General features: G+C 71.2%; 9 protein-coding genes and 1 pseudogene. 5 read left to right on the forward strand and 5 right to left on the reverse strand.

Annotated elements, in window-relative coordinates:
• Positions 1 to 45: 45 nt before the first annotated feature.
• The 3 genes from AE652_RS32015 to AE652_RS32025 all read right to left on the reverse strand — a co-directional run bounded on the left by AE652_RS32015 (position 46) and on the right by AE652_RS32025 (position 2,055).
• A complete protein-coding gene (locus AE652_RS32015; protein ID WP_049657953.1) occupies positions 46 to 831 on the reverse strand; it encodes a helix-turn-helix transcriptional regulator in 786 nt (261 codons plus the stop codon).
• Between the two features lie 19 nt (positions 832 to 850).
• Positions 851 to 1,126, reverse strand: a complete 276-nt coding sequence (locus AE652_RS32020) for a hypothetical protein (protein ID WP_049657955.1) — start codon at positions 1,124 to 1,126, stop codon at positions 851 to 853.
• A 533-nt stretch (positions 1,127 to 1,659) separates the two neighbouring features.
• Positions 1,660 to 2,055, reverse strand: coding sequence for a hypothetical protein (locus AE652_RS32025; RefSeq protein ID WP_159028607.1), 396 nt, complete (start codon positions 2,053 to 2,055; stop codon positions 1,660 to 1,662).
• 358 nt (positions 2,056 to 2,413) lie between these two features.
• Between AE652_RS32025 and AE652_RS32030 the strand changes: the two genes are divergently transcribed.
• The 5 genes from AE652_RS32030 (at position 2,414) to AE652_RS49575 (ending at position 5,883) form a co-directional block, all read left to right on the forward strand.
• Positions 2,414 to 2,851 carry a hypothetical protein gene (locus AE652_RS32030; RefSeq protein WP_049657959.1) on the forward strand — a complete coding sequence of 146 codons (438 nt, stop codon included), beginning with the start codon at positions 2,414 to 2,416 and terminating at the stop codon, positions 2,849 to 2,851.
• Positions 2,852 to 2,855: 4 nt separating this feature from the next.
• Positions 2,856 to 3,248 carry a hypothetical protein gene (locus AE652_RS32035; RefSeq protein ID WP_049657962.1) on the forward strand — a complete coding sequence of 131 codons (393 nt, stop codon included), beginning with the start codon at positions 2,856 to 2,858 and terminating at the stop codon, positions 3,246 to 3,248.
• A 68-nt stretch (positions 3,249 to 3,316) separates the two neighbouring features.
• A complete protein-coding gene (locus AE652_RS32040; protein WP_159028608.1) occupies positions 3,317 to 4,576 on the forward strand; it encodes a S1 family peptidase in 1,260 nt (419 codons plus the stop codon).
• Positions 4,577 to 4,799: 223 nt separating this feature from the next.
• Positions 4,800 to 5,783, forward strand: a complete 984-nt coding sequence (locus AE652_RS48625; protein WP_082346111.1) for a helix-turn-helix transcriptional regulator — start codon at positions 4,800 to 4,802, stop codon at positions 5,781 to 5,783.
• On the forward strand, positions 5,746 to 5,883 hold the full coding sequence (locus tag AE652_RS49575; protein ID WP_310593046.1) for a DUF397 domain-containing protein: 138 nt from the start codon (positions 5,746 to 5,748) through the stop codon (positions 5,881 to 5,883). Before AE652_RS48625 ends, AE652_RS49575 begins: the two co-directional genes overlap by 38 nt.
• A gap of 64 nt (positions 5,884 to 5,947) precedes the next feature.
• Here the strand turns inward: AE652_RS49575 and AE652_RS32060 are convergent, their stop codons facing one another.
• Entirely contained in the window at positions 5,948 to 6,175 is a 228-nt protein-coding gene (locus AE652_RS32060; RefSeq protein ID WP_049657972.1) for a holin, read from the reverse strand.
• Positions 6,176 to 6,462: 287 nt separating this feature from the next.
• Positions 6,463 to 6,757 (reverse strand): annotated as a pseudogene (locus AE652_RS32065) (hypothetical protein); the annotation flags it as partial.

The raw sequence follows: 6,757 nt of genomic DNA on the forward strand, positions 1-6,757 counted from the left end.
GCCCGCGGCCGGGACGCGGGTGGCGCGTCCCGGCCGCGGACCGGGTCACACGAGCACCGGCGGGTTGTCGTCGGTGCCTCCGCGGCCCGCCGCGCCGGAGTGGCCGGGGCCGTCGTCGCGGTCGGCGGCCAGGTTGGTGCGCAGGGTCATCCAGAGCCGGAACAGGATGTCCGTCGACGTCCCGGCACTGGAGGACTGCATGGCCCGGGTGAACTCGCTCTGGTACGTGCGCGAGTTGACCGGGAACGGGGTGCGGGCGTTGTTCGTCCGGTCCCAGGCCGCCGCCCACAGAGCGCGGCGGGCCTCCCGGACCCCGCAGACCTCCATGTAGGCGAGGAAGACGGGTTTGCGCAGCGGGGCCTCGCCCTTGAGGACCAGGGCCAGCGTGCTGGAGGGCAGGCGCCCTCCCCGGTCGCGGGCCCGGCGGTCCAGTTCCCGCAGGGAGGGCCAGTCGGCCTTGCGGCGCATCTCGTGCATCGCCCGGCGCAAGTCGGCGAAGGAGTCGACCTGTTGGGGGTCGACCCGCCTCGGTGCGCGCAGCCGCCGGCTCCCCGAGGGGCGGGGCACGTGGGCCCAGTAGTTGGCGTGGACCCACTTGCGCCGGGCCGTCTTGAGGTCGCCGCCGCATTCGCCGGTGACGGCCTCGACGACCTTCCAGCTCGGCAGGGAGCGTCCGCTGGCGGCCCGTTGCAGGGTGGTGGCGTGGTAGTTGGTCCGAACGGCGAGCTGACTGTACGTCAACCCGGCCTGCTCGCGCTGCTCCCGCAGCCAGGCGGCCAGTCGGCTCAGCGCCGGCTCGGTCGTCTCGATCGGGTTCTCTCGGCGTCCCATCGCAGGCAGGCGCTCTCCCCTAGGCCCGTCCCCTTTGCAGCCTGGAGGCCAACAGCCAGCCCCCGGTGGTCAGTTCGAGCGCCACTCCGGCGGACATGCCGGTCACCACCAGGGCGGCGGTGAGCGCGACCGTCAGGACGACCACGACGATCACCACGGCCACCTGGCCGGCGGTCACGGCCGTCACGGACGACTGTCCGGCCACGAACGGCCAGGGCAGGGCCGGGCGGCGCGCGGGCCTCGGGAAGCCGTCCGCGCAGGGGATGGGGACGCGCTTGTTCCGCTTCCTCGTCATCGAGGGAACCCTCCTATATCACTGTCCACTCCAACGGGTGGGCACTTGTGCGGTTGGCGTCGCACGGGGTGCCCGTTGGATGACACTCTGTCAGGCATATGGGTGAATCCCAATCGGTTCGGCGAACATCGCGCGGATTGATGCGCGACAGTCCCGGCCCCTACCTGAAATCTTGCGAACGTCGTACCAGAAAGCCGCAGTTCAACGAATCGAAACCGGATTTTGATGCGCCTTTGTGCAGCGCGCCCTTGTAAGCCGTCCTGGCCGGGTGTGACGATTGACAGCGGCGTCACCCGGACCTGCGGGTCCGGAACCCGGGGGGCGCTGTTCACTCCAACATCTCGGGAACATCGGCAGCGGGCCGTGTTGGCGCATGGGCCCGCCCGAACAGCAGAGACCGCCCGGCCCCGGTGGCCCGAGGCGGTCTCTCTGCACTCCGGCGGTGGCGCGGGCTCCACTTGTGACGGGCCCCGCCACCGCCCCTCCCCCCGGCCCTCGCATTCCCCGCCGCCACCCGGGTCGGAGGGAAGCCCCTAGCGAACCCAGCTCTCGCAGCCGAGCAGGCGGGCCTCCCTCCGCAGGACGGCGAGCGCGGCCCGGAGCCCGTCCGCGGCCTCCTGGAACGCCCGGGTCGTCTCCGGGCCCAGCTCCGGCGAGGGCGCGGTATCCGCACCGTTCGGGTAGTCGTTGCCGACCACCGAGGCGCACCGCGTCCAGGCGCTTCTGTAGAGGCTCACGCACCGGTCGAGCTCGTCGGCGCAGTCGAGCCACACCGTCCTTGCCAGCGTTCCCTTGGTGCGCCCCAGGAGGTGGTTCAGTTCGGTGTAGGCGGCGATCGACTCCCCGGTCAGAGCCTGCCGCTGGGCACCCGCGTGGCGGTGGGCCAGCACGTCGATGAACACCTTGTATGGATCCGTGTGTCCGTCCACGACGCCCTGCTCCCTCACTGTCCTCGACCCGGCCGGCTGGTCGGCGCGGTGCGACCGTAACACCACCGCGGGCGCCGCCCTCCGACCGGCCTCGGACTGCCTCCGATCCGCGTGGCGGCCCTCCCGTTGCGGAGGCCTGTCCTCCTGAAATCATGGGCGTGGTACGGGAGTTCACCGTTTCGCCGTTCATCGGTTGTCTACCCGGGGCGCCGGGCGGGGTGTCCGCGGCCGTGGTGACCAGGGTGTCGACAGGACGTTGACCGCTTGTCTGCGGGAGTCCACGAGCGTGTTCCTGGTCCGGTCACGGACTCGGCGGCCGCCAGGTGGCACCGCCGGCAGACGACCCAGGAGGACTCGCATGTCCCGCATTCCCCATCGCACCCGTGCCGCCGCCGTCGCGGCCCTGGTGACGGCCGTCGCCCTGCCCCTCGCGGGCACGGCCACCGCCTCGGCGGCGGTGCCCGCAGGCGTCCGGAGCGTCCAGGGCGCGCCGAACTCGACGCTGGCGGCGGACGCGCCCACGACCTGGGCCGAGAAGAACGGCGGCTACGTCCAGATCAACTGGACCCCGCCGAACAACGTCGGCAAGTACGACTGGATCGGCCTCTACAAGCGGGACCCGAACGCCATCGGCATCGACAACTACGAGACCTGGCAGTGGGCCTACAACCACGGCACCTCGTACCTGACCAGCGTCCCGGCGGTCAGCGGCGACTACTGGACGGCCTACATCTCCTACGACTACGCCTCCAGCCAGTACCGCATCATCGAGTCCCACCGCTCCCACATCGACTGAGCCGGTGGCCCTGTCGACGAAGGCGGCGGCGCTGGCCCTCGCCCTGCTGGGCGCGCTGCCCGCCCAGGGCGCCGCGGCGGCCCAGTCCGCGCCGGGCACCTGGGCCGCCGCCGTCCACGTGAAGGAGACCCAGGTCGTCACGATCGGCTGGAACTACAACGGCAACCCGGTCGGGAAGTACGACTGGGTCGGGCTGTACAACTGCGATCCGGACAAGTGCGGCGTGAACTCCTACGTCTCGGGCGCCTGGCAGTGGGCCTCGTACGGCACCTCGTACACCTTCACCCGGGAGCTCACCGACTCGCTGGTCGGCGCGTACTGGACCGGCTACGTCTCCTACGACTACGCCTCCGGCCAGTACCGGCTGATGTCCTCGCAGATGAACATCCTCGCCTGAGCGGTGGCCCGGCGCCCGCTCGCTCCCCTCTCACCTCAACACGTTCGATCCGCACGAAGGAGATGACCATGAAGGTCTCCAGGAAGACCCTCGCCAGGGCCGGAGCCGCGCTCCTGCTCGCCGGGGTGACCCTGGCACCGGCCGCGGCCCAGAGCCCGGCCGTGGCCTCGGCCACCGGAACCGTCGCCTTGACGCCCCCGGCCGCCCCGGGCGGCGCCGCCCACGCGCTGGCGCAGCAACTCGGGCTCCCCGAGCAGCAGGTGGCGCAGCGCCTCGCCGCGGAGGGCGGGCTGTCGAAGACCGCCCGGGCGTTCCGCGACAGCCAGGGTGACAGGGCCGCGGGCGTGTGGCTCGACGTGATGGACGGCGAGGTCCACGCCAACGTGCTGGACGACGAGGGGGAGCGCGCGGCCCGGGCCGCCGGCATCATCCCGCAGCGCGCCGCCTACACCACCGCCGAACTCCGGGAGGTGCACGAGCGGCTCGACGCGGCCGCGGAGAAGAAGCTGACGCCGGGCGACAGCTCCTGGTCCCTGGACAGCCGGACCAACCGTGTCGTGCTGGACGTGCCGGCCGGCACGGACGCCGAGGCGATGCTGCGGACGGCCGGCATCACCGACGCCGACCGTGCGAAGGTCAGCGTCACCACCCACCAGGGGACCGCCTACGCCCGGACCGGCCTGGTCGGGGGCGACGGCCTGCGGGACGAGAACAACACCGGCACCTGCTCGGCCGGAATCATGATCAAACAGGCCGGTGTGACCTACCTGGTGACCGCCGGCCACTGCTGGCTGGGGCAGTCGAACCCGGCGGTCCGGCGCGACGACAGCTGGCCGGACAACCAGGGCAACACCCGGATCGGCCACATCGCCGACCGGCAGTTCCCCGCCTCGGACTACGCGCTGATCGCGATGGACAACCCGCGGGGCTGGACCCCCGGCGGGAGCGCGGTCAAGACGTCCAGCGGCTACAACGTCTACAACGACTACATCCGCAGCGCGGACAACCAGATCGTCGATGGCGGGACCATCTGCGCCTCGGGCGTGGCGAGCGGCTGGAGGTGCGGAACATTCGTCGACGGCATCTCCACCTACACCACAACGATAGGCAACGAGACCTATACCTCGACCCGCCAGGTCAAGGTCGCCGGAATGCAGTCGGATTACGGTGACAGCGGAGGCGCGGCCCTCTACGGCACCAGCGCCGTCGGCACCGTGACGGGCGGCTCGACCCCCGGCAGCGCGCCGAGGCCCTACACCTACATCCAGCCGCTCTCCACGATCGCGCGCGATCTCGGCGCCATCTCCACGGTCGACTGGCACCAGTGACCGCCCCACGGCACAGGTGAGGAACGCGAGCACCCTCGGTGCGGGAAGCCGGCCCGGCCGGCTTCCCGCACACGCCTGTCGGGAACCGGGCCTGTCCCGTCCGAACAGCGGTCGGCGGCAAGGGCGCACGCCGGGGGCGCGCGCCATGACGCTGTGCAAGCAAAAGACCGCATTCCGGTAACAACCCGGAGGATGCCGGGACTACGGTGACGATCACACCGGAGTGCGGAACCCGCAGTACCTGAGGGGATTTGGGATGCCACATCGGCGTCTGGAGAACGGTCTCACGTCGAGCCCGGCGGTGATGTTCGGCGAAGCACTCCGCTTCGCGCGCGATTTGGCGGGCTACACGCAGGAAGGGCTGGGCAAACTCCTGCACTGCCACCGAACGGTGATCACCCGGTACGAGAGCGGCAAGCGCTCGATGCCGAGGGACACCGTCGAACGAGCCGACGAGCTGCTCGGCATGAGGGGCCTGCTGGTGCGGCTCTGGGAGCGGGTGGACTGGCATGCGGACATCGAGCACCCCGACTGGTTCCAGAAGTACGTCGAGCTGGAAGCGGAGGCCGTGGCCGCCCGGGTGCTCCAGTACATGCGGATCAACGGGCTGCTTCAGTGCGAGGAGTACGCCTACGAGATGTTTCGCCTCGGCGATGCCCGGAACAACCCGGAGTGGCTGGCCGAGCGGGTGGAGGCTCGGCTGAGTCGGCAGGACCGCTACCTGGTCGACAACGGGCCGTCAATGATCGTCGTGCTCCATGAGAGCGCGATCCGGAGCGTCATCGGTGGACCGGGCACCATGAGAAGGCAGATGGAGCACCTCCTCTCCGTCGGGGAACGGTCCAACATTCTGATCCAGGTAGCGCCGTTCTCCTGCAGGACGCGGAAGCTGCCGACCACATCGGTGGTGCTGTTGGAGCTGCCCGACGGGAAGGAGTGGGTCTACTCGGAGAGCCTGTACCGAGGGCACTTCAGCGACGCCCCTTCGATCGTGCAGGAGGCCCGCCGGGACTTCGACCTTGTCCGCGGGTCTGTACTCTCGGTCGACGACTCCCATGCCTTCATGACCGAAGTAACGGAGGAATACCGGTATGCGGAACGCCGAGCTGAGCGGGGCGCAGTGGTGCAAGAGCAGCTACAGCGGGGACAACGCGGGCGAGTGCATCGAGGTGGCCCCCGGATTTCCCGGTCTCGTCCCTGTGCGTGACTCCAAGGACCCCCACGGCCCGGCCCTCCTCTTCCCGGCCGCCGCCTGGGACTCCTTCATCACCGCGATCCGGGGGGACGAGTTCCCGGCCGAGGGCTGACCGGACATCAACGACAGGGGGCGGGGCGCCCGATAGCGCCCCGCCCCCTGCTATGCCGGGCCGGCTACTCGCGGTTGCTGCGGCCCAGCAGGGCGGCCGAGTCCGGGTCGCCGATGCGGGTGGCCACCGCGCCCTTGAGCACGGTCAGGGCCGCGGGCAGCGCCGCGACCGCCGCTGCCTTGAGCGAGCCGATCGATGTGAGGTCGAACTTGTCGGCCAGCAGCAGGCCGAGGAACGCCACGGCGTACGTGGCGACGGTGCGCTCGACCAGGTCGACGATGAGCTTCCGCATGGTCAGGACTCCTTCGCGGTGAAGGTGGTGGGGTGCGCGGTTGCGGAGCACCCGGTGGCGGCGCCGTTCTTCGGAGGGCATGCCGTCCTGCGGGACTGCGGTGGGGTGCCGGACGCCCCGGGGCGGGGCCGTCGGAGCCGTCGGGGTCGGAGGGGGTCGACGGGGCCGGAGGGTCGGAGGGCATGCGCCATCGGGGAGTTGCCGCCCCGGTGTACACGTTCAAGCCGCCGGATCCGACGACGCGCCCCGGTACCGATTTCCTTTCCGCGTCCGGCCCCGCGCCCGCCTCACCCCAGCGGGGCGCTCAGCTCCACGGCGCGCAGCGCCGCCGCCAGGGCGGGGGCGTCGCCGACGTCGAGGGCGGTGTCCGCGAGCTTGATCACGTGCTCGTCGCCGTGCGCCAGGGCCCGTTCGAAGACCTCCTCGGGGGTGAGGGTGCCCGGCAGGGTGCAGGCCGCCGGCTCGGTCGGCGCGTACATCGCGGTGACCGCCGCCGACGCCGTCCAGGCCGCCCGCAGGCCGGCCGGCCACAGGTCCGGCGGGAGCGCGGGCAGGGCGCGCAGGACGGCGTTGGGGGCGGTG

Origin of the sequence: Kitasatospora sp. MY 5-36 (assembly GCF_001182915.1) — a bacterium.
Lineage (GTDB): Bacteria > Actinomycetota > Actinomycetes > Streptomycetales > Streptomycetaceae > Kitasatospora.

Bases quoted from the DNA above. Each gene is read 5' to 3' on its own strand.
- AE652_RS32015 (WP_049657953.1), bottom strand. From the start codon at position 831: ATGGGACGCCGAGAGAACCCGATCGAGACGACCGAGCCGGCGCTGAGC.
- AE652_RS32020 (WP_049657955.1), bottom strand. From the start codon at position 1,126: ATGACGAGGAAGCGGAACAAGCGCGTCCCCATCCCCTGCGCGGACGGC.
- AE652_RS32030 (WP_049657959.1), top strand. From the start codon at position 2,414: ATGTCCCGCATTCCCCATCGCACCCGTGCCGCCGCCGTCGCGGCCCTG.
- AE652_RS32040 (WP_159028608.1), top strand. From the start codon at position 3,317: ATGAAGGTCTCCAGGAAGACCCTCGCCAGGGCCGGAGCCGCGCTCCTG.
- AE652_RS32060 (WP_049657972.1), bottom strand. From the start codon at position 6,175: ATGCGGAAGCTCATCGTCGACCTGGTCGAGCGCACCGTCGCCACGTAC.